Below are 19,420 nucleotides of genomic sequence, written 5' to 3' on the forward strand. Positions count from 1 at the left end.
GCCACATCCTCCCAAAAGCTAACGCTTTCGGTCGTGCGATGTATCGCTGCCGTTGCTTTCCTTGTCCTGTGGCAACGTCTTTGTGACCCACTTCCTCCCAAAAGCTGTCGCATTTGGTCGTGCGATGCTCATGCTGACGAAGCCTTCCTTGTCCTGTGGGCCTCAACTAACAATCAGTGGGGGATAACCCCACTGATTGAAGTTTCACTTTATTGAACTGTATAGCCTCCATCAATAACTGCCGCCTGGCCCGTAATTCCTTTTGCCGCATCACCGGCCAAAAAAATCGCATAATCTGCAATCTCTTCCACCGTAAGAAGCCTCTTTTGCGGTACTAACGGATAAATGACTTCCTCCAGTGCTTTTTCAATAGGAACATTTCTTGTTTTAGCAAGGTCATTCAGCTGATTTCTTACGAGTGGTGTGTCTACATAGCCCGGACAGATGGCATTAACCGTAATGCCATGTTCAGCAGCCTCCAACGCCGCGACTTTAGTTAAGCCTATAACACCATGCTTTGCACTGTTATATGCAGCCTTGCCTGCAAACCCCACAAGTCCATTGATGGAAGCCATGTTAAGTATCCGGCCAGATTTTTGTTTTTTCATGATTGGCATCGCGTGCTTTATAGCCACGAATGGAGCAGTCAGCATTACTTTGATCATGAATTCAAACTTCTCAGTTGGAAATTCGTCTATAAATGAAACATGCTGCAGCCCTGCATTATTTATCAGCACATCCAAAGCACCGAATCGGCTGACAGTTTCATTAATGGCCGCCTGTATATCTGACTCTGATGTGACATCACATTTTAGCCCAAGCGCTTCAAAACCTTCATTCTGCAGGTTTTCTGCAGCTTTTTTCACGGCAGCTTCCTGAATATCCGTCAGAACAATTCTCGAGCCCTGTTCGGCAAACCTCTTGCCAATTTCATAGCCAATTCCCTGCGCTGCACCAGTGATAAAAACGACTTTATTTTGTACCATGAATAAGCTCCTTTCAAAAACAAAGCCGGGGCCCTGTTTGATGAGCCCCTGCCGAAATTAAATTCCTAATCCGAATGAGAATAATACAATCGCTATGGCTAAACCAATCAGCGGGACAATTACCGTAACAGCAGCCACTGCTCCATATGCTGCCTGGTGGGTTTCACCACAGATTGCCCGTACAGTGGTAACAACATAGCCATTATGCGGCAAAGAGTCGAGAGCTCCGGAAGAAATGGCAACCGTCCTGTGCAGGGCTTCTGCATTAACGCCCATGTCCATATAATGCGGTGCCAGAATTGGCAGTGCGATTGCCTGGCCTCCTGAAGCTGACCCAGTCATCCCGGCGATCACACTTACGGCTATGGCACCACCAATTAGCGGACTGCCAGGAATGCTCGTCATCCAATCAACTGCTGTGGCAAATGCAGGCACTGCTTTTGCTACTCCGCCAAACCCAACGACAGCAGCCGTATTGCCTATAGCAATCAATGCACCTAATGTTCCATCAGACACAGCATTCCAGAAATTAGTGAAATACTTTCGGTTCAATAGATATGTGGCAATGACTCCACCCAGCAAGGCAAGAATAAGTGCAGATTGTGCAAGTGAATCATGAAAAACGAAGGAAATAATTAAAACCACAACTAATGGTACAACACCCATAATTGGATGCGGTAAATCCTTATTTTCTGTTACAGGATCCTGCTTGCGGGATTCAAACGTTTCTCCTTTGTTTACAGCCTTGGTAATCATGCGCTTCAGCCACCAGTAGCCGAAGATCATCATGAACACAGCCACAATTAAGCTGACTTCCCAGCCCGCATATGGAGTTGTTCCTAGGAATTCAATCGGGATCCAGTTTTGAATTTCAGGTGAACCTGCAGAAGTCATCGTAAATGTTACAGATCCAAAAGCCAGTGCTGCAGGGATAAATCTTCTCGGCAGATTTGCCTGCTTAAATAAACTCAACGCCATTGGATATACAGAGAAGGCGACAACGAATAAACTGACTCCGCCATAAGTTAAAATGGCACAGGACGCGACTATGGCAAGAACGGCATATTTCATTCCAAGCTTATCCACGACCATTTTGGATACACTGTCAGCCGCACCGCTATCCTCCATTACCTTTCCAAAAATAGCACCTAATAGGAACATCAGATACCATGATGTGACAAATCCCGAAAAGCCGGACATATAGTTCCCGACCAAGTTGGCCTCTCCTTCTCCTGCCAGCTGCGGAAATAAAGGCATACCGCTAAAAAGAGCTACAAACAGCGCAGATAATGGACCGACCACCAGCAGGTTCATTCCCCGCATCGTCAGGTATATCAGCAGGGCAAGCCCGCCTATTAACCCAATCATACTTAGCATTTCATTTCCCCCTTTGTTTTAAATATAAGAAAATAAACTAGTCACCCCTCCTTTTGCAAACGTTTTCAAAAAAAGATAAAAAAATAACTTCTTGTGAAATGTTATTGCAAGAAGTGTGCCAACAAAAAAATACTTCTTGGTAAAGGGAATGGTGAACATTTAATGAATTATTTTTCCGGAAATCTGGAACGGGCAGGGAGCAAGTCCTCCAATTTAATAGAATAGTTTTCTGACAATTCCGTCTAACTAAGGGTTATCAGTATTAAAGATTCCTAGAATCAAAAAAGTCCAGAATTCTGGAATATATTCCGGAATTCTGGACTTTTTAAACCTATACAATTCCATATTTCTTTAACTTTTCGTACATGGACGATTTACTGATGCCAAGAGCATTTGCTGCTGCTATTCGGTCATTATTATATTTGCTCAAGCTTTGTGACAGAATCCGCTTCTCTGTTTCCTCAAGAATATCCTTCAAATTCTTTTTTCCAACCGGATATACAGCAGTTTCTTTCATATAATCCGGCAATGATTCTGTGGTGATAGTTTCATTGCTTGTCAGGTGAATGGATGCCTCGATTACATTTTCAAGCTCCCTGATATTTCCGGGCCAGCTGTATTGATGAAACTTTTCTATGACTTCCTCTTCAATTGCACTTATTCTCTTTCCCGATTTTTTCGTTATTTTCTTGATAAAGCTGTCGATTAGAAGGGGTAAGTCCTCCATCCTGTCGCGCAAAGAAGGAACCATGAACGGCACTACATTAATTCGATAAAATAAATCCTCCCTAAAACGCTTTTCCTCCATCATTTTTTCGAGCGGTCTGTTAGTTGCAGCAATAATCCGGACATCCACTTTAACCGGAGAAGTTGACCCAACACTTTCAATCTCGCCTTCCTGCAGGGCACGCAATAGCTTCACTTGCATATTAAGCGGCATATCCCCGATTTCATCCAAAAACAAGGTCCCTCCATCTGCGAGCTGAAATTTTCCTTTTTTACCGCCCTTTTTCGCCCCTGTAAAAGCTCCCTCTTCATAGCCAAACAGTTCAGACTCCAGCAGATGTTCAGGAATGGCCCCACAGTTAATTTTTACAAATGGCTGATGGCTCCTGCTGCTGAGCTGATGAATGCTGTGGGCAAACAGTTCTTTGCCGGTCCCGCTTTCCCCGCGGATTAAAACGGAAATATCACTGGCTGCCACCATTTTCACCTTTTCTTTCAGGCTGTGAATCTGGCTTGAGCTTCCTAATATATCATCGAGGCTGTATTTTACACTTGGATCAATTCCCTGGATATAGCTCTGGATTTTTGTGAGCATGCTCTTTACATGGCTGTTCATCTGCATCCATTCCTTTGTATCCCTAAAGAAAACCGTCCCGAATGCGCCAATTACCTCGCCATCAGAAAAAATGGGAATGCGGTTTGCTATCATATAGTTGCCTCTTATAAATTGCAAGTCCGCAATTTCTTCCTTTCCTGATTCTGCCACTATATGCATTCGTGAATTTTCAATAACCCCCGATACATGCTTCCCCAGAACCTGTTCCCTCTCCACCTCAAGGAAATCGCAATAATTTTTATTGATGTAAATGATCGTTCCTTCTTTATTTACAACGACAAGCCATCCAAAGGCGTTTTCTACAATGGTTTCAACCATTTGAACAGGCAAATCAAATAATGCACTTTTCATTTTTGATCCCCTCATTTTGGACATTCTACTATTATAAACACCATTTTATCATATTTTTCTGACAACAAATTCATTTCAATAGGTATTCCATTTGCGTTTACTGTCCATACCATTAGTAATCCGTGCAGACATGGGAGGTGTTTCAGCTGAAAGGCATATATTTGATCAATCCCCACTGGCAATACTTAAACAAGCCCAAAGAAGAATGTATTCAGCTGCAAAAACAGGCACTGGAATCCTATATTTTGAACCATAATATTTATACAGTGAAGCTAAATCAATGGCAGCTGAACGACTACTACACCATTCCACATGCCCTATTGTATGATTTGAAGAAAAAGAAAGCAGAGCTGGATATCCTGCTTCTTTATTCTGAAGAGGTCCTTGAAGACTTTATCCATTCTTATCCGGCGAGATGGCTGATTCTGAAAAGCTTCTTCAATGAGGTTGTATTTTGCGCTAACCAAAAAGAGAACTCTCTTGAAGGCGCAGGTTAAATCAATTACAAGTCACAAAAAACCTGCAGCTCCAAACTGCAGGTTTCATTCTTTCGTTTATACTTATGAAACATGCGCCAATTCTTTAGACTCCTTTAATTTCCGGTCATATACAAGAGTCGTCAGAATGGCAAAGACAAATAGAACCATTAATACAGCAAACAGCATGGAGATTCCATAAAGATCAACCAGAATCCCCCCCAGTAAAGGGCCGATCATCCTTCCGCCTGTAGCTGTGCTGTTTACGATTCCCTGGTAAAACCCTTCCCTCCCTTTAGGAGCAAGCTGGTTGGCAATGGTCGGAACAGCTGGCCATATCAGCATTTCGCCTACTGTCAGAATAACCATGCTGATGACAAATGCGGAGAACTGTTCTGCGATCGCCGCAACAGCAAACGAGCCAATAAATATAACCATTCCGGCGACCATCTGAATCTTTAATGTTTTAAACCATTTTACCATTGCACTGATAACCGGCTGCCCCAAGACAATCAGGGCTCCATTAATAGTCCACAGCAAACTGTATTGCTTTAACGAAATGTTCAGCTCCTGTGTATAAGCGGCAATAGTCGATTGCCATTGAACATATCCTACCCAGCACAATAAATAGCCCGCACATAATATGAGCAGCGCATAAAGCTTGGTATGATTTTTAACCAGGCCATTTTCCTGAAGGATGGAGGTCTGCTGACCGGAAACTGTGTTTATTCCCCTGTAGCCAAAAACAGCGATCAATAAAAAAATGATATACATAACAGTATTGGCCAGAAAAATTAACTGAAAAGAGTACGAGGCCACAAGACCGCCAAGAGCAGCACCAATGGCAACACCTGCGTTCTGGGCTACATAGATGGCATTGAAGGCTTTACGTCCTCCTTCTTTCCAGACTGATCCGGCCATCGCAAACATAGAAGGAAAAACAATCCCGGATCCAAATCCGACAAAGGTAAGGAATACCACATATGCAGGCCAGCCATGCCAAAAGGTCAAACCGAGGAGCGCCATTACTGTGATGACAATTCCAAGAAGAATCGAACGATAGCCGCCAACTTTATCATAGAGGCTCCCCCCTATTAAATTTCCTGCGACACTGGCAGCTGCGTTCACCATTAGGACCAGGCCTGCTACCGATAAGGATTTGCCTAAGTGGTCATGAATGTAGATTGTATTAAGAGGCCACAAAAAAGAAGATCCGGTTACATTCACTGCCATCCCAATAATTAAAAGCCATAAGGTCCGCGGCATAAGATAACGCCCCTTTTTTCGTATTTTTTATGTTTAGCCGGTGAATTATCTCCCGGACACTATTTCGAAATCCAAAATAATTTTAGTTGGTTTTTCCTGTCCTTGCAATAGGTTTTTAATCGATTTTAATAGACAGAATACTTCTTCTTTTTCACTTAAAGATTCAGAAAAGTAAAGCCCCGATCCTCGGTGGATCGGGGCTTTGCCATAATTATTTATGACGATTGTTCCGGTTCTGGATGAAATTTCGATTTAACAGGCTGTCCGCCTGATTTTTCATAGTTCTTTTTCGACTGCTTTACCGCGTCGAAGTCCCGGCCAAATTCAACATCCTGGTTATTGGCGCCATTGCGGGTCTTTTGTTCCGGATTGTTTTGTTTTGATCGCTTTTTTACCATCTGTGAACCACTCCTTAATGAGGAAGAATTATCATCTGATTTTGGAGTTGCTGCAGCTGGAGCCTCATACGATGAAGCTGTTCCCGCTGCTGGGAGTTGGCGCTATGGGCCATCTGGGTTATATCATTATAAGCAGCTTCCAAAGACTGAAGCGCATTGGAGTATTCGAAATCATTGTAATGCTCCTGTGTTCTTCCCGATTCAAACTGCTCCTGCGCAAAACGGATTGCATCCTCACACTGCTGAAGAAGTGTATCCATTGATTCACGGGTTGCCATGGTATGTTCCCCTCCTTGAAGAATGGGTATAGAAGCTTGCATGCTTCATGAATTAGTTTGTTCATTTTTCCGTAATCCTTACCACTGTATTTCCTGCCAATTCCCCTTTTATAAGGTTTTGCGTCATGATAAGATTAATTTTATGAAAGCACTCATAATGATTTTCACCATATAGATTACTCTTTGATTAAGGAGGGATAATTGTGGATAAAGTAAATCCTTTTCCATATGCATCCGATAATAAACGGTACCATACATGGAATTATCATTTGCGCAGTGAATTTGGCCATAAGGTTTTTAAAGTGGCACTTGATGGCGGCTTTGATTGCCCAAACCGTGATGGGACGGTCGCACACGGAGGGTGTACGTTCTGCAGCGCCGCCGGTTCTGGAGACTTTGCCGGGAACCGCACTGATGATTTGGACACACAGTTTAATGCAATCAAAACAAAAATGCATCATAAATGGAAAGACGGAAAATATATGGCCTATTTTCAGGCTTTTACCAATACACATGCCCCTGTTGAAGTGCTTCGTGATATGTATGAGCGGGTGCTTGAGCAGGAAGGGGTTGTCGGGCTGTCTATTGCAACCCGCCCTGACTGCCTGCCTGATGATGTAGTTGACTATCTGGCAGAGCTTAACAAGCGGACTTACCTCTGGGTAGAGCTCGGGCTGCAGACTGTACATGAAAGAACTGCCCTTTTAATTAACCGCGCACATGATTATCAGTGCTATGTGGAGGGAGTAAGCAAGCTCCGCAAACATGGAATCCGCATCTGTTCCCACATTATTAATGGGCTTCCGCTTGAAACACCGGAAATGATGATGGAAACCGCCCGGGAGGTTGCGAAGCTGGATGTACAGGGAATTAAAATTCATCTCCTTCATTTATTAAAGGGAACCCCGATGGTTAAACAATTTGAAAAGGGCATGCTTGAGTTTCTGTCACTTGATGAATATATAAATTTAGTATGTGACCAGCTGGAAATTTTACCGCCGGAAATGATTGTACACCGCATCACCGGTGATGGGCCAATCGACTTGATGATCGGGCCAATGTGGAGTGTTAATAAGTGGGAAGTCCTTAATGGCATTGATGCAGAATTAAAGCGAAGAAACAGCTGGCAAGGTAAATTTTACAATCCAAGTCAAGTGGAGGCATCGTCATGAAGCTTGAAAGAATCTTACCATATGCAAGACAGCTGCTTGAGAAAGCAATATCACCTGGAGATATCGTTATTGATGCCACTCTGGGCAACGGCCATGATACCGTATTTCTGGCTGATTTGGTGGGACCTAACGGCAGAGTTTATGGATTCGATATTCAGGAAGAGGCTGTCATGAGTACAAAAACACGCCTGGCTGATCACGAACTGTCAGACAGGGCTACCCTTTTCCAAACAAGTCATGAACACATTCTTGAGAATGTACCGCCTGTCCACCATGGAAAAATAACAGCAGCCATATTTAATTTAGGCTACTTGCCCGGGGGCGATAAAGATATTGTCACCCGTCCGCAGACAACCATTTCTGCCATCGATCAGCTTTTAGAACTGATGGCTCCGGAAGGGATCATTCTTTTGGTGATTTATCACGGCCATATAGAAGGTGCTGTAGAGCGCGATTATCTGCTCCGATATGTCAAGCAGCTGGATCAAAGCCTCGTCCATGTTTTGCAGTATCAGTTTATTAATCAAAAAAATAACCCGCCGTTTATCGTTGCAATTGAAAAACGTTAATATGGTGTAAAAGCCTGCAAAAGAATTGCAGGCTTTTACTTATTTCACAAAGACTTTTGCAAAACCAGAAGGCATCATCTTCTGCACTGTCCGGTAAGCTCTTCCGTTCACATAAAAGAAATAGCTCACCATTCCGCCTGTCCTGATCATGCTTTTGGCTAATCGTCTGACATTCCTCTGCTTCCGAACCTTATCATCAGAGAGATAGACCCCCAGCAGGCCACGATTAATCAGTTTATGAAAATGTTTATGAGGCAGCTTTTCCGTATGCTTGTCTGCCTCTGCAACAAAGTGCTTCAATCTCGAAAACAATCTCTCTTCGCTTTCATAGTAAAAGCAGAAATTCAAGTCTCCCCCGGCCTTGTCCTCTTCCTGATCAATCAGATAATCAAGCAGAATGTGGAGGCCCTGGATGTAAGGAAAATATCCATTTCTTATATTAACCGCATGCTCCGCTTTAAAATCATCTCTCAGTGCGTAGGAAACAAGGCAGAAAATCCCGAGTGTCGAACCCGAGCAGGCAGAAAACTCATACCATTCCATCTCGGGTATATCTGAACGATAGTGGTCGAACCAGTTTTGCAGCCGGGGTACTCTTTCTTCGACTGCGACATGCTTATGTATTTGCAGATCACAATAGTAACGGCATAATTCAAGCAGATGTCTTTTTATATGGGGATATTGATTGAGACTCGACAGCACTTTCCTGCAGGATGCTGCTAAATCGGCAAGATAATTTCCATCATCCTGTTCACTTCTCAGCCGATAATAATTTTTCCCTTCTGCGTCAATATCCAGGGCATCCTCCATTGACTCATGAAGTGCGGCAAAATCTCCGGGATCAAGCGAGGTGCTCCGGTCGCAAAGATTGTCCAAATAATCACTGATTGTCTGATAAGCGACAATGAACTTAATCGCTTGTTCATATTTTTCCTTTGCCATCAATGACATAATAGCTCCGCCTTCACAGTGAAACGTTTTATGTTCAATGCTGGCAAGAGCCTGCTTTCTTAACTCCGGATCTGGAATTGCTTCCGCCCGGCCCTTCCAATATGCAAGCTCCTTATGGACAGCAGGCAGAACCTTCCGATAGACATGTGACATCAGGCTAATTGGCATGGAAGGGACACTCATGACAGCAGATACCTCCTTTTGATCAGGTCTGGTGAATAACTTAAGGAAATCATTAAACCACATAACCCAGCGCCTTTAATTGGCTGTTCACGAAATCTTTCGCATATTCAAATACCTCTTCACGTTCAGGTTCATTGAAGACTTCGTGGTAGCACTTTGGCCACTCTTTGAACCTTTTTTCTGAGAAAGGCGCAAGGTTAAACCATTCTCTGACAGTTGTTTTATTCACGATTTTATCATCGCCGCCCTGAACTACGAGAAGGGGTACATCCTGGATATTATCAAGATTCTCAAAGGCCAGCTTTATGGCATAAACAAGTTCCCTGTACCATCTGACCGAAACTTTTGTCACATACAGTGAATCATTTATATCAGCATCAAGGACATCCTGATTCCGCGTCGCCATGTCCACTGACAATCCTGCATCCATTTTCAGGCCGGGCATTACTGAATTGAGTCCAAGCGATAAAAAGTTCAGTAATTTCGAAGGCTGCTGAACTAAACCTAAACATGGGGATGACAAAATCACTCCAGCGAGATTCATTCTTTCTTCCTGCAGCAGGCGAATGGCAATCAGTCCGCCCATGCTGTGTCCCAAAAGAAAAACCGGCAATTCAAATTCATAGGCAGCCTGTACCCAATCTTTAACTTCAATGATATATTCATCGAAGGAATCAATATGGCCCCTTCTGGATCTTGTAGTCATTCCCTGGCCGGGAAGATCTCCCATAATGACATGGAAACCGGCCAAGCGCCACATTTCAATCAGCCAGCCATAACGGCGGTGATGCTCCATTGCCCCATGAACCATGACAATAACGCCCTTTGCCTCTCCTTCAGTTTCCCACTTCCACATAGTCAATCCTCCCTGCCTTTTTACGTACGATCTTATGTAAATATATTATAGCCTAGATGCAAAAATTGTTCATGAATCAGCCCCTTAAAAAACTCTTTTACCAAAATAACGTTTATGATGCCTCATATGATAAAATCAAAATAATCCAACTAATACAGGAGTGTTTACAGATGATCTATCCATATAAAGATAAAGAACCTAAAATTGCAGAATCCGCATTTATTGCAGATTTCACTACCATTACCGGAGATGTTGAAATTGGGGAGGATTCCAGTATCTGGTTCAACTCCGTCATACGCGGGGATGTAGCACCAACTATCATCGGCAGGAAGGTTAATATCCAGGACAATTCCGTCCTGCATCAGAGCCCGAATAACCCGCTTATACTGGAAGACGAAGTAACAGTAGGCCATCAGGTAATCCTTCATAGCTGCATTATCCGCAAGAAAGCTCTAATTGGAATGGGCTCGATTGTCTTAGATCAGGCAGAAATCGGGGAGGGAGCATTTATTGGTGCAGGCAGCCTTGTTCCGCAGGGAAAGAAAATTCCGCCCAATACGCTTGCATTCGGCAGGCCTGCAAAAGTGATCCGTGAGCTGACACCGGAAGATATTAAAGATATGGAACGGATCAGCAGGGAATACGCTGAAAAAGGCCAATACTATAAGTCTTTGCAGAAAAAGCGGAAATAACTCTCCAGCCTTAATAGAATGAGAAATATGCCGATATTAAATATAAGGCAATAGCTATTGGCGGGTGAAGGAATTGAAGATTTATATCGGGGCAATTGTCCTATTCTTATTATTAATAGTGATATTCAGAAAAACCATAATAAAAACGGCACCCATGTTTTTAATTGTCTTCATCCTTGTTTCTGCAGCATTTGTTTATGACAATCTTGCAGGAAGCAAGCCTCCATCAGCCGTGAACAAAATAAAATCCTGGCTTTCTGAACCAGCTGAGAAAGCCACTGCTTTTCTTGGAAACAGCACGGCTGTAATTAAGATCAAGGAAAAAATAATTATTGATGCACCCGCAATCAATCAGTTTCCTGAGCTCCCCAGGGGATGCGAAGTCACGAGCTTATCCATGCTCCTGCAGCATGCAGGGATCAAGGCTGATAAAATGACACTTGCTAAAGAAATAAAGAAAAACCCTGAGCCTTATCGTATAGAAAACGGAAAAATCTATTTCGGACACCCGAATGAAGGCTTCATAGGCGATATGTACTCCTTTGATAATCCTGGTCTGGGTGTTTATCATAAACCCGTAAAAGAAATTGCGGAAAAGTACATGCCCGGCTCCATTGAAGACCTTACCGGATCCGATTTTGAAGACTTAAAGATTCATTTGTCAGATGGCAGACCTGTATGGATAATTATCAACACAGCCTATAAACAGCTTTCTGATGACTTTTTTCAGACCTGGCATACTCCGAGCGGAAAAATTCAGATTACCTATAAAGAGCATTCAGTCCTGATAACGGGCTATGACCAGAAATACATGTACTTCAACGACCCGCTCACAGGCGAAAAAAATAAAAAAGCACCCATACCCGATTTTGAAAAAGCATGGGTGCAGATGGGAAAGCAGGCTATTACCTATGTCCCATAAGAAAAGCGGAAGCGCCTTGCCCACCCCCGACAAGCACAAGACGAACCTTCCGGAAAGGCGTCCTTTGCCTTTTTGGGAGGGGTGGCTTGTGACCTCGAGGGGGTAGGCGCTGGAGCTAGACAATTATCTAAATTAAGAAATTTATACATTCTTATACCTAAAAGCGTCCACCAGGGTATTCCTGATGGACGCTTTTGATTAGCCTTTAAGAGGCTGCAAATCTTTATCTAACAAGTATTCTTTTTCAAAGGAGTATTTTTTCTCCACATATACCTGATGCCAAACCATGAACATCAGAACTGTCCAGATTTTGCGGCTGTTGTCCGCTTTATCCTGACAATGGTCTTCAAGCAGCTGCAATACATAGTCTTTATTAATCAGATGCTCTGTATTGCTTTCACGGATGATATTCTTCGCCCACTCATTCATTTCGTCCTTCAGCCAGTGGCGGATTGGCACAGGGAACCCAAGCTTTTTGCGGTTCAGCACATGATCCGGAACGACTCCTTCGGCAGCTTTGCGAAGAATATACTTCGTAGTGCCATTTGCCGTTTTCAGGCTGGTCGGTATTTTAGAAGCCACTTCAAAAACTTCTTTATCAAGAAACGGAACACGAAGCTCGAGAGAATGAGCCATCGTCATTTTGTCCGCCTTTAATAAAATATCTCCTCGCATCCATGTATGAATGTCGATATACTGCATGCGATCAACCGGATCATAGCCGCGGCTTTCTTCATATAATGGTTTCGTGATATCTGTATAATTTAAATTGTCTTTATATACATGAAGCAGACTGCGCTTCTCTTGTTCTGAAAACATTTTTGCGTTTCCGATGTAGCGCTCTTCCATTGGCGTAACACCGCGTTCAATAAAGCTTTTTCCCTTCATACCCTCAGGCATCATGCTTGCAATCATGCGGAGAAGCTTTTTGCCGATGGCAGGAATTTTATTGAAGACTTCAAGGGATTGTGGTTCACGGTAAATATTATAGCCGCCAAACAGCTCATCGGCTCCTTCACCCGAAAGAACGACGGTTACGTGCTTACGGGCTTCTCTTGCCACAAAATAAAGCGGCACACATGCCGGGTCGGCAAGCGGATCGTCCATGTGCCACATAATTCTTGGAATTTCATTCATGTATTCCTCAGGAGTAATGATATAGCTGATGTTTTCGACACCCAGCTTTTCTGCTGTTTCTTTCGCTACATCCACCTCGCTGAATCCATTGCGTTCAAAACCGACAGAAAATGTTTTAATAGCAGGATGGAATTCCTTCGCAATCGATGCAATGATGGAAGAATCGATTCCGCCTGAAAGGAAAGAACCTACAGGAACATCGGCACGCATATGCATTTTGACCGAGTCGAATAACACGTCTCTAATTTCTTTTGTAAAATCAGCTTCTGATTTCTGCACTGGATGGAAAGCAGCTTTCCAATAGCGCTTAATATCCATCGGAGCACCGATTTTTTTAGTAAAATAATGGCCTGGCTCCAGCTTGTGGATTCCCTCTGACATTGTGTTTGGCTCGGGCACAAACTGATAGGTCAGATAATGCTGCAGGGAGTCATAGTTTAATACATCATTCTGAAGTGCCAATAGAATGCTCTTCTTCTCTGATCCAAAGAACGTGCGGTCTCCCTTATCGTAATAAAAGAAAGGTTTAATCCCAAATGGATCTCTGGCTCCATATAAAGACTGCTCCTGTTTATCCCATATGACAAACGCAAACATACCGCGCAATTTTTCAACAGCTTTTTCTTTCATATGGCTGTAAAGGGCAATGATGACTTCTGTATCTGAGCTTGTTTCAAAGCTTAGGCCAGCTTTGAGAAGTTCTTCACGAAGTTCCACATAGTTGTAGATTTCACCATTAAAGATAATCCAATAACGCTCATTCTCGTAAGTCAGCGGCTGGTGTCCGCTTTCAATATCGATAATGCTAAGCCGGCGGAAGCCAAATTGAATATGATCATCAAAATAGTATCCTGAGTCATCCGGACCCCGGTGTGTAATGATATCATTCATATTTTGGAATTGTTCTTTATCTGCGTCACGGTAATTTTGTGCTTTTTCATGTACACAACCAATAAAACCACACATTATGTACGTCACCTACTCCATTCTATTCTCAATATTTAGATATAGCCTTAACGGCTCCTTTGTCTCAGAAAACATACCCTATAATACTACCACTAATCATTTATAATTAGCACGTGGATTATAAAAAAAATATGCGCGGAAAATTAAGCCATTATCCGAAGTTTACACGATAACATATAATTATAAACGACTAAAGAGCATAAAGACCGAAAAGTGAATTATCACCCTATATGTATAAAGACGCAAAAAAGAAAGCGGGAGTTACATAGTAAATGCAACTCCCACTTTTTAAATTTATTATTCAGCTTCAGAACGAAGAATTTCTGCCTTGTCAGTACGCTCCCAAGGAAGGTCAACATCTGTACGTCCGAAATGTCCGTAAGCAGCTGTCTGCTTGTAAATTGGGCGGCGAAGGCCAAGCATGTTAATAATTCCTGCAGGACGAAGATCAAAATGCTTTCTTACTAAATCAACTAATACATCTTCATCCACTTTGCCGGTTCCAAATGTATCAACAGAAATTGAAACAGGCTGTGCCACACCGATTGCATAAGCAAGCTGAACTTCCACTTTTTCTGCCAAACCGGCTGCTACAATGTTCTTCGCAACATAACGTGCGGCATATGCAGCAGAGCGGTCAACCTTCGTAGGATCCTTGCCGGAGAACGCACCGCCGCCATGGCGTGCATATCCGCCGTAGGTATCAACAATGATTTTGCGTCCAGTCAGACCAGCATCCCCTTGAGGTCCGCCGATCACAAAACGTCCAGTCGGGTTGATGAAGTACTTTGTATTCTCATCGATTAGTTCTTTTGGAACAACCGGGTTAATAACATGTTCCTTCAGGTTGCGCTGGATTTGCTCCAGGCTGATTTCAGGGTGATGCTGAGTAGAAATAACGATTGTGTCAATGCGGACAGGCTTGTCATTTTCATCATACTCAACCGTTACCTGAGTTTTTCCATCCGGACGAAGGTAAGGAAGGATCTCTTCTTTACGAACTTCAGTCAGGCGGCGGGAAAGTTTATGTGCCAAAGAAATCGGAAGAGGCATAAGCTCTTTCGTTTCGTTGCAGGCAAAACCGAACATTAAGCCCTGGTCTCCTGCACCGATTGCTTCGATTTCCTGATCGCTCATTTGTCCTTCGCGTGCTTCAAGTGCCTGGTCAACACCCATTGCGATATCTGCAGACTGCTCATCAATGGAAGTTAACACTGCACATGTTTCTGAATCGAAACCATATTTAGCACGGGTATAACCGATTTCTTTTACCGTTTCACGAACGATTTTTGGAATATCTACGTATGTAGATGTTGTGATTTCACCTGCAACTAATACAAGTCCAGTTGTTACAGAAGTCTCTGCAGCAACACGGGCATTCGCATCTTTAGCTAAAATCGCATCTAAGATTGCATCAGAAATTTGGTCACAGATTTTATCCGGATGACCTTCAGTAACTGATTCAGAAGTAAACAAACGACGTTTTGTTGACATCTGGCTTCCTCCTTATAAATAGAAAATTGAGAGAGAAATAAGAAATGGGGAAGCGGAAAATTAATTTTTCCCTGTCATTTCATGGATCTCTGTTTGATACGGAACTCATTCCCTTAGTAGTATGAAATAAACATGGAGTTTTTATTAGAAAAATAGACAGCGCCGGCAAGAATGCCAGGTATCCATAATTCATGCGCATGCCAAAAACTCACATAAATAGTACATTCCAAAAGCCGTTCATCCCATTGCCAGTTAAAAAGCGTAAGCACCCGGGGGTGCTGGAGCTAGATAAGCAAAATAAAAAACCTTCTCATTAGTGAAAAGGTTGAAAGCAAATCGATTCGCGCCTTTCACTCTTATCGTTCAAGGAATTACGTCCTTGCGTCAGGTTAGCACCTTTGCTGATTATTGCCTTTAGCAGGTTGCTGGGTTTCATAGGGCCTGTCCCTCCACCAGCTCGGGATAAGAGAGTATCCGTTCAAGGTTGAATCATACCGTATTTTATCGAACCATGTCAACAGATTTTCATTATTTTTCACCGTTAAATTTCGGCTTAAAAATGTACGCTTCCCCTTTACAGAGAACAGCTTCCATCGTCACACTTTTTCTTTAGAAATTTTTTCCTGTTTTTCGCAATCCATTTGTATACCGGATCGCCGAGAATTGCAGTGAATGGTACATATAAAAGGATGCTGATGAAAAAGGATGCAGGAAAGAGGAACAGCAGTCTCCTTACCGCATAGTACCCCTTTTTCACGCTGCCGGAGGGGGTAATAATATGAAGCTCCCTCCGCAAATCGTGTCTGGAAAATGAGATAGACCCAGGCTCTTTTTCATATTCCTGCAGGGAAATCCACTCCACTTTATTCAGCCAATCGAGTTTTTTAAGGATTCTCTTTGTTTCCTTGCATAAGGAGCATGTTCCATCATATAGGGCAATTGTCTTCATTTTAGATCAGTCCCGTGGTAAAATTAACACTTTCTTCTATAATAGCATATATCGGTTATAAGGCGATTAAAGTGGATTACCTGTCCAATTGTGACAATTTAATAACAGAGACAAAAAAGTTTCGTAATAGTATAGACTAATCATTTCAATGTGTTATACTAATTTCGAGATGTAATCACTTTCATAAAAAAATCGGGAAAAAGGAAGGTATTCATCAGATGAACTCTGTAAGCATATCAAACGAATTGAGTGAATTATTAAATGGCAGCAACATTCAAGTGCAATTATCCGTTCCTCAGCTTGTGGAAAAAGTTTTAAACCGCAATGAAGGGTCCCTTACTTCCACTGGGGCTGTACGCGCTACTACAGGAAAGTATACAGGGCGTTCCCCTAAAGATAAATACATTGTTGAAGAAGCATCAAATAAAGATAAAATGGACTGGGGCAGCGTAAACCAGCCAATCTCTGAAGAAGCATTCTCTAATCTTTATAATAAAGTAATCAATTACTTAAAAGAAAAAGAAGAAGTATTTGTTTTCAAAGGCTTCGCAGGTGCTGATAAAAAACACCGCATGCCTATCCAGGTGATCAATGAATATGCATGGCATAATCTTTTTGCACACCAGTTATTCATTCGCCCGGCAGAAGACGAGCTATTGGATCATCAGTCAGAGTTCACAGTCATTTCTGCTCCTAATTTCAAAGCAGACCCTGCTGTTGACGGCACAAAGTCAGAAACATTCATTATCATTTCATTTGAGCGCCGCACTGTTTTAATTGGCGGAACAGAATATGCAGGTGAAATGAAAAAGTCCATCTTCTCTGTGATGAACTATATGCTTCCAGAAAACGGAATCCTTCCGATGCACTGTTCATCAAACGTTGGACGTGAAGGTGATGTGGCTTTATTCTTTGGCTTATCCGGAACAGGAAAAACAACTTTATCTGCAGATCCGAACCGCAAGCTGATCGGTGATGACGAGCATGGCTGGTCTGCGAATGGAGTCTTCAATATTGAGGGAGGATGCTACGCGAAATGCATCAACTTATCCCGCGAAAAAGAACCGCAAATTTTTGATGCAATCCGCTTTGGAGCTGTGTTGGAAAATGTGGTGGTAAACAGCGAAACCCGGGTTGCAGATTACGATGACAGCACTTTAACTGAAAATACACGTGCGGCATACCAGCTTCAGGCCATCGATAATATCGTTGACCCAAGCATTGCCGGACACCCTAATACAATCGTATTCTTAACAGCTGACGCATTTGGCGTATTGCCTCCAATCTCTAAACTGTCAAAAGAGCAGGCAATGTACCATTTCTTAAGCGGCTATACATCCAAGCTTGCAGGAACTGAGCGGGGCATTACATCACCGCAGGCAACGTTCTCTACATGCTTTGGATCACCTTTCCTTCCGCTTCCTGCAAATCGTTATGCTGAAATGCTAGGCGAGAAAATCGATGAGCATAACGCAAAAGTCTTCCTTGTAAACACAGGATGGACTGGCGGAGAGTATGGAGTCGGCGAACGCATGAAGCTTGCCTACACCCGTGCTATGGTGGAAGCTGCACTAGAGGGTGAACTAAACAACGTAGAAACAATCAAGGACGAAATTTTCGGTCTGGAAATTCCTCAGCACGTGACAGGAGTGCCTGATGAAGTTCTTCAGCCAAACAAAACATGGGCAGATCAGGCTGCTTATGAAGCTAAAGCAAAAGAGCTTGCTGCTAAATTCCGTGAAAACTTCAAGAAGTTTACAAGCGTTTCTTCTGACATTGAAGAAAAAGGCGGACCAATCGCATAATATAAAAAAGAATTGCCGTTTGCGCGGCAATTCTTTTTTTTGAGTTTGCAGAAACACATTGAACAAAAAAACGCCGGACTCTGTCCAGGCGCGCTCTTCTAGTTTGTTGAGTTTAAGGAAACAAGCTGATAAGTAATGAGTGTCTGGCTGTTTTCCCACTCCACTTTTCGGATGACTCCCATTCCGTTCAGGTCGCCGTCAATTGTTCTTTTTACTTCGACCGGGATATCGAGCGGATATAATCTATACCCTTCTTTGACAAGTGAAAAGTAATTCTCATCAAGTCTTTTTTCCCTTCCCTTTGTCACGATCATTGTGTTCAGCTCTAAAGGCATACCCATTGGTATCTCTCCTTCATTCTTTATACTTTCCTCTATTTTACCCCACCTTTTTCTGCTCTGAAAGCCTTTAAGCGAAAATCATTTGTCATTCATGACTTTTCATCCACGCACCTAAATCCTCTACCGTCTTCCGGTTTACGGCTGGCGGAAAGTAGTGGGTATAGTCAGGGAAATACCAGCTATCCACTTTTTTGTTAAGAGCCTTCAGCCTTTTTTCGAGGCGATAGGAATGCTCCACCGAGACGTTATGATCCTGTTTTCCATGAATGATTAAGACAGGTGCCTGCAGCTGCTCCAGCTGAAAAAGCGGGGTGCGGTATTTATACCGTTCCGGAAACTTTGTCGGAGTTCCGCCGATTACCCGTTTCATCATTCTCCGGAGATCCTTGCGCTCCACATAGGTGAGAAACATATCACTGACCCCTCCCCATGTTACAATGGATGCGGCTTGCGGAAACTCGATTGCAGTAAGCAATGCCATTACGCCGCCTCGGGAAAAACCAAATATATGAACTCTTTTTACCCGGGCATGCTCCTGAAGAAGGGTAAACGCAGCAAACGCGTCCTGTCTGTCCTCCCCTGCAAAGTCTTCATTTCCATCCCCTCCTTGATTTCCTCTATAAAAAGGCGCGAATACAATAAAACCTTCACAGGCAAACTGGACAATCCGGGAAGGCCGTACTTTCCCGACATTTTTTATGCCTCCTCTCAGGTAAAGGAATCCATCATATAGCTCCTCCCCCTTTGGCTCTGCCAGCAGGCCTTTTATATGTAATCCATTTGCCTGATAAGTAACAACAGATAATTCAATTGCCGGATTTGGTGAAGGGAATCTCTGTTTATTGATGATTTGGCCGTTCCTGAATTCCATTTTCTCATCCTCCCTCTTGAGGCTTCCTTTTAGTTTGA

At 43.0% G+C, this 19,420-nt stretch carries 19 protein-coding genes and 1 riboswitch; of the genes, 6 read left to right on the top strand and 13 right to left on the bottom strand.

All coding sequences use genetic code 11. The annotated features are described in order from the left end of the window. Window positions 1–209: 209 nt before the first annotated feature. The 3 genes from CE058_RS19655 to CE058_RS19665 all read right to left on the bottom strand — a co-directional run bounded on the left by CE058_RS19655 (window position 210) and on the right by CE058_RS19665 (window position 4,056). Window positions 210–986, bottom strand: a complete 777-nt coding sequence (locus CE058_RS19655; protein ID WP_048007815.1) for a 3-hydroxybutyrate dehydrogenase — start codon at window positions 984–986, stop codon at window positions 210–212. A 57-nt stretch (window positions 987–1,043) separates the two neighbouring features. Then, window positions 1,044–2,363 (bottom strand): GntP family permease, encoded by a 1,320-nt coding sequence (locus CE058_RS19660; RefSeq protein ID WP_048007816.1) that lies wholly within the window; start codon window positions 2,361–2,363, stop codon window positions 1,044–1,046. A 331-nt stretch (window positions 2,364–2,694) separates the two neighbouring features. Then, window positions 2,695–4,056, bottom strand: a complete 1,362-nt coding sequence (locus CE058_RS19665) for a sigma-54 interaction domain-containing protein (protein ID WP_163144793.1) — start codon at window positions 4,054–4,056, stop codon at window positions 2,695–2,697. Window positions 4,057–4,193: 137 nt separating this feature from the next. Here CE058_RS19665 and CE058_RS19670 point away from each other — a divergent pair, with 137 nt between their 5' ends. Further along, window positions 4,194–4,553 (top strand): hypothetical protein, encoded by a 360-nt coding sequence (locus CE058_RS19670; RefSeq protein WP_227888101.1) that lies wholly within the window; start codon window positions 4,194–4,196, stop codon window positions 4,551–4,553. A 63-nt stretch (window positions 4,554–4,616) separates the two neighbouring features. Here the strand turns inward: CE058_RS19670 and CE058_RS19675 are convergent, their stop codons facing one another. The 3 genes from CE058_RS19675 to CE058_RS19685 all read right to left on the bottom strand — a co-directional run bounded on the left by CE058_RS19675 (window position 4,617) and on the right by CE058_RS19685 (window position 6,474). Beyond that, entirely contained in the window at window positions 4,617–5,798 is a 1,182-nt protein-coding gene (locus CE058_RS19675; RefSeq protein ID WP_163144794.1) for an MDR family MFS transporter, read from the bottom strand. A 215-nt stretch (window positions 5,799–6,013) separates the two neighbouring features. Continuing rightward, window positions 6,014–6,196: a hypothetical protein gene (locus CE058_RS19680; protein ID WP_061792031.1), complete on the bottom strand. Its 183-nt coding sequence runs from the start codon at window positions 6,194–6,196 to the stop codon at window positions 6,014–6,016. 14 nt (window positions 6,197–6,210) lie between these two features. Beyond that, window positions 6,211–6,474 (bottom strand): YtzC family protein, encoded by a 264-nt coding sequence (locus tag CE058_RS19685; protein WP_048007820.1) that lies wholly within the window; start codon window positions 6,472–6,474, stop codon window positions 6,211–6,213. Window positions 6,475–6,677: 203 nt separating this feature from the next. On the opposite strand from CE058_RS19685, the gene mnmL reads away from it, so the two are divergent. Both mnmL and mnmM read left to right on the top strand, forming a co-directional pair. Beyond that, the gene (gene mnmL, locus CE058_RS19690) at window positions 6,678–7,646 is read left to right on the top strand and encodes a tRNA modification radical SAM protein MnmL/YtqA (protein WP_048007821.1); all 969 of its coding nucleotides are present in this window, start codon (window positions 6,678–6,680) and stop codon (window positions 7,644–7,646) included. Then, the gene (gene mnmM, locus CE058_RS19695; protein WP_163144795.1) at window positions 7,643–8,215 is read left to right on the top strand and encodes a tRNA 5-(aminomethyl)-2-thiouridylate-methyltransferase MnmM; all 573 of its coding nucleotides are present in this window, start codon (window positions 7,643–7,645) and stop codon (window positions 8,213–8,215) included. Before mnmL ends, mnmM begins: the two co-directional genes overlap by 4 nt. Window positions 8,216–8,254: 39 nt before the next feature. Here the strand turns inward: mnmM and CE058_RS19700 are convergent, their stop codons facing one another. Together CE058_RS19700 and CE058_RS19705 are read right to left on the bottom strand one after the other, a co-directional pair. Beyond that, window positions 8,255–9,349 (bottom strand): tetraprenyl-beta-curcumene synthase family protein, encoded by a 1,095-nt coding sequence (locus tag CE058_RS19700; protein ID WP_163144796.1) that lies wholly within the window; start codon window positions 9,347–9,349, stop codon window positions 8,255–8,257. 52 nt (window positions 9,350–9,401) lie between these two features. After that, on the bottom strand, window positions 9,402–10,205 hold the full coding sequence (locus CE058_RS19705) for an alpha/beta hydrolase (RefSeq protein WP_163144797.1): 804 nt from the start codon (window positions 10,203–10,205) through the stop codon (window positions 9,402–9,404). A 170-nt stretch (window positions 10,206–10,375) separates the two neighbouring features. Between CE058_RS19705 and CE058_RS19710 the strand changes: the two genes are divergently transcribed. Both CE058_RS19710 and CE058_RS19715 read left to right on the top strand, forming a co-directional pair. Continuing rightward, window positions 10,376–10,897, top strand: a complete 522-nt coding sequence (locus CE058_RS19710) for a gamma carbonic anhydrase (RefSeq protein WP_048007824.1) — start codon at window positions 10,376–10,378, stop codon at window positions 10,895–10,897. Between the two features lie 73 nt (window positions 10,898–10,970). After that, on the top strand, window positions 10,971–11,819 hold the full coding sequence (locus CE058_RS19715) for a C39 family peptidase (RefSeq protein WP_163144798.1): 849 nt from the start codon (window positions 10,971–10,973) through the stop codon (window positions 11,817–11,819). 198 nt (window positions 11,820–12,017) lie between these two features. Here CE058_RS19715 and asnB read toward each other — a convergent pair whose 3' ends face one another. The 3 genes from asnB to CE058_RS19730 form a co-directional block, all read right to left on the bottom strand. Then, entirely contained in the window at window positions 12,018–13,922 is a 1,905-nt protein-coding gene (gene asnB, locus CE058_RS19720; RefSeq protein WP_048007826.1) for an asparagine synthase (glutamine-hydrolyzing), read from the bottom strand. 297 nt (window positions 13,923–14,219) lie between these two features. Then, the gene (gene metK, locus CE058_RS19725) at window positions 14,220–15,416 is read right to left on the bottom strand and encodes a methionine adenosyltransferase (protein WP_048007827.1); all 1,197 of its coding nucleotides are present in this window, start codon (window positions 15,414–15,416) and stop codon (window positions 14,220–14,222) included. 353 nt (window positions 15,417–15,769) lie between these two features. Beyond that, window positions 15,770–15,885, bottom strand: a riboswitch (SAM riboswitch). A 105-nt stretch (window positions 15,886–15,990) separates the two neighbouring features. Then, the gene (locus tag CE058_RS19730; RefSeq protein WP_163144799.1) at window positions 15,991–16,365 is read right to left on the bottom strand and encodes a thiol-disulfide oxidoreductase DCC family protein; all 375 of its coding nucleotides are present in this window, start codon (window positions 16,363–16,365) and stop codon (window positions 15,991–15,993) included. A 218-nt stretch (window positions 16,366–16,583) separates the two neighbouring features. Here CE058_RS19730 and pckA point away from each other — a divergent pair, with 218 nt between their 5' ends. Next, window positions 16,584–18,170, top strand: coding sequence for a phosphoenolpyruvate carboxykinase (ATP) (gene pckA, locus CE058_RS19735; protein ID WP_048007829.1), 1,587 nt, complete (start codon window positions 16,584–16,586; stop codon window positions 18,168–18,170). 98 nt (window positions 18,171–18,268) lie between these two features. Here the strand turns inward: pckA and CE058_RS19740 are convergent, their stop codons facing one another. Beyond that, window positions 18,269–18,511 (bottom strand): DUF2584 domain-containing protein, encoded by a 243-nt coding sequence (locus CE058_RS19740; protein ID WP_048007830.1) that lies wholly within the window; start codon window positions 18,509–18,511, stop codon window positions 18,269–18,271. Between the two features lie 85 nt (window positions 18,512–18,596). Beyond that, on the bottom strand, window positions 18,597–19,382 hold the full coding sequence (locus tag CE058_RS19745; RefSeq protein WP_048007831.1) for an alpha/beta hydrolase family protein: 786 nt from the start codon (window positions 19,380–19,382) through the stop codon (window positions 18,597–18,599). Window positions 19,383–19,420: the final 38 nt, after the last annotated feature.

Origin of the sequence: Bacillus sp. 22-7 (genome assembly GCF_010628845.1) — a bacterium.
GTDB classification, from domain to species: domain Bacteria; phylum Bacillota; class Bacilli; order Bacillales; family Cytobacillaceae; genus Cytobacillus; species Cytobacillus firmus_B.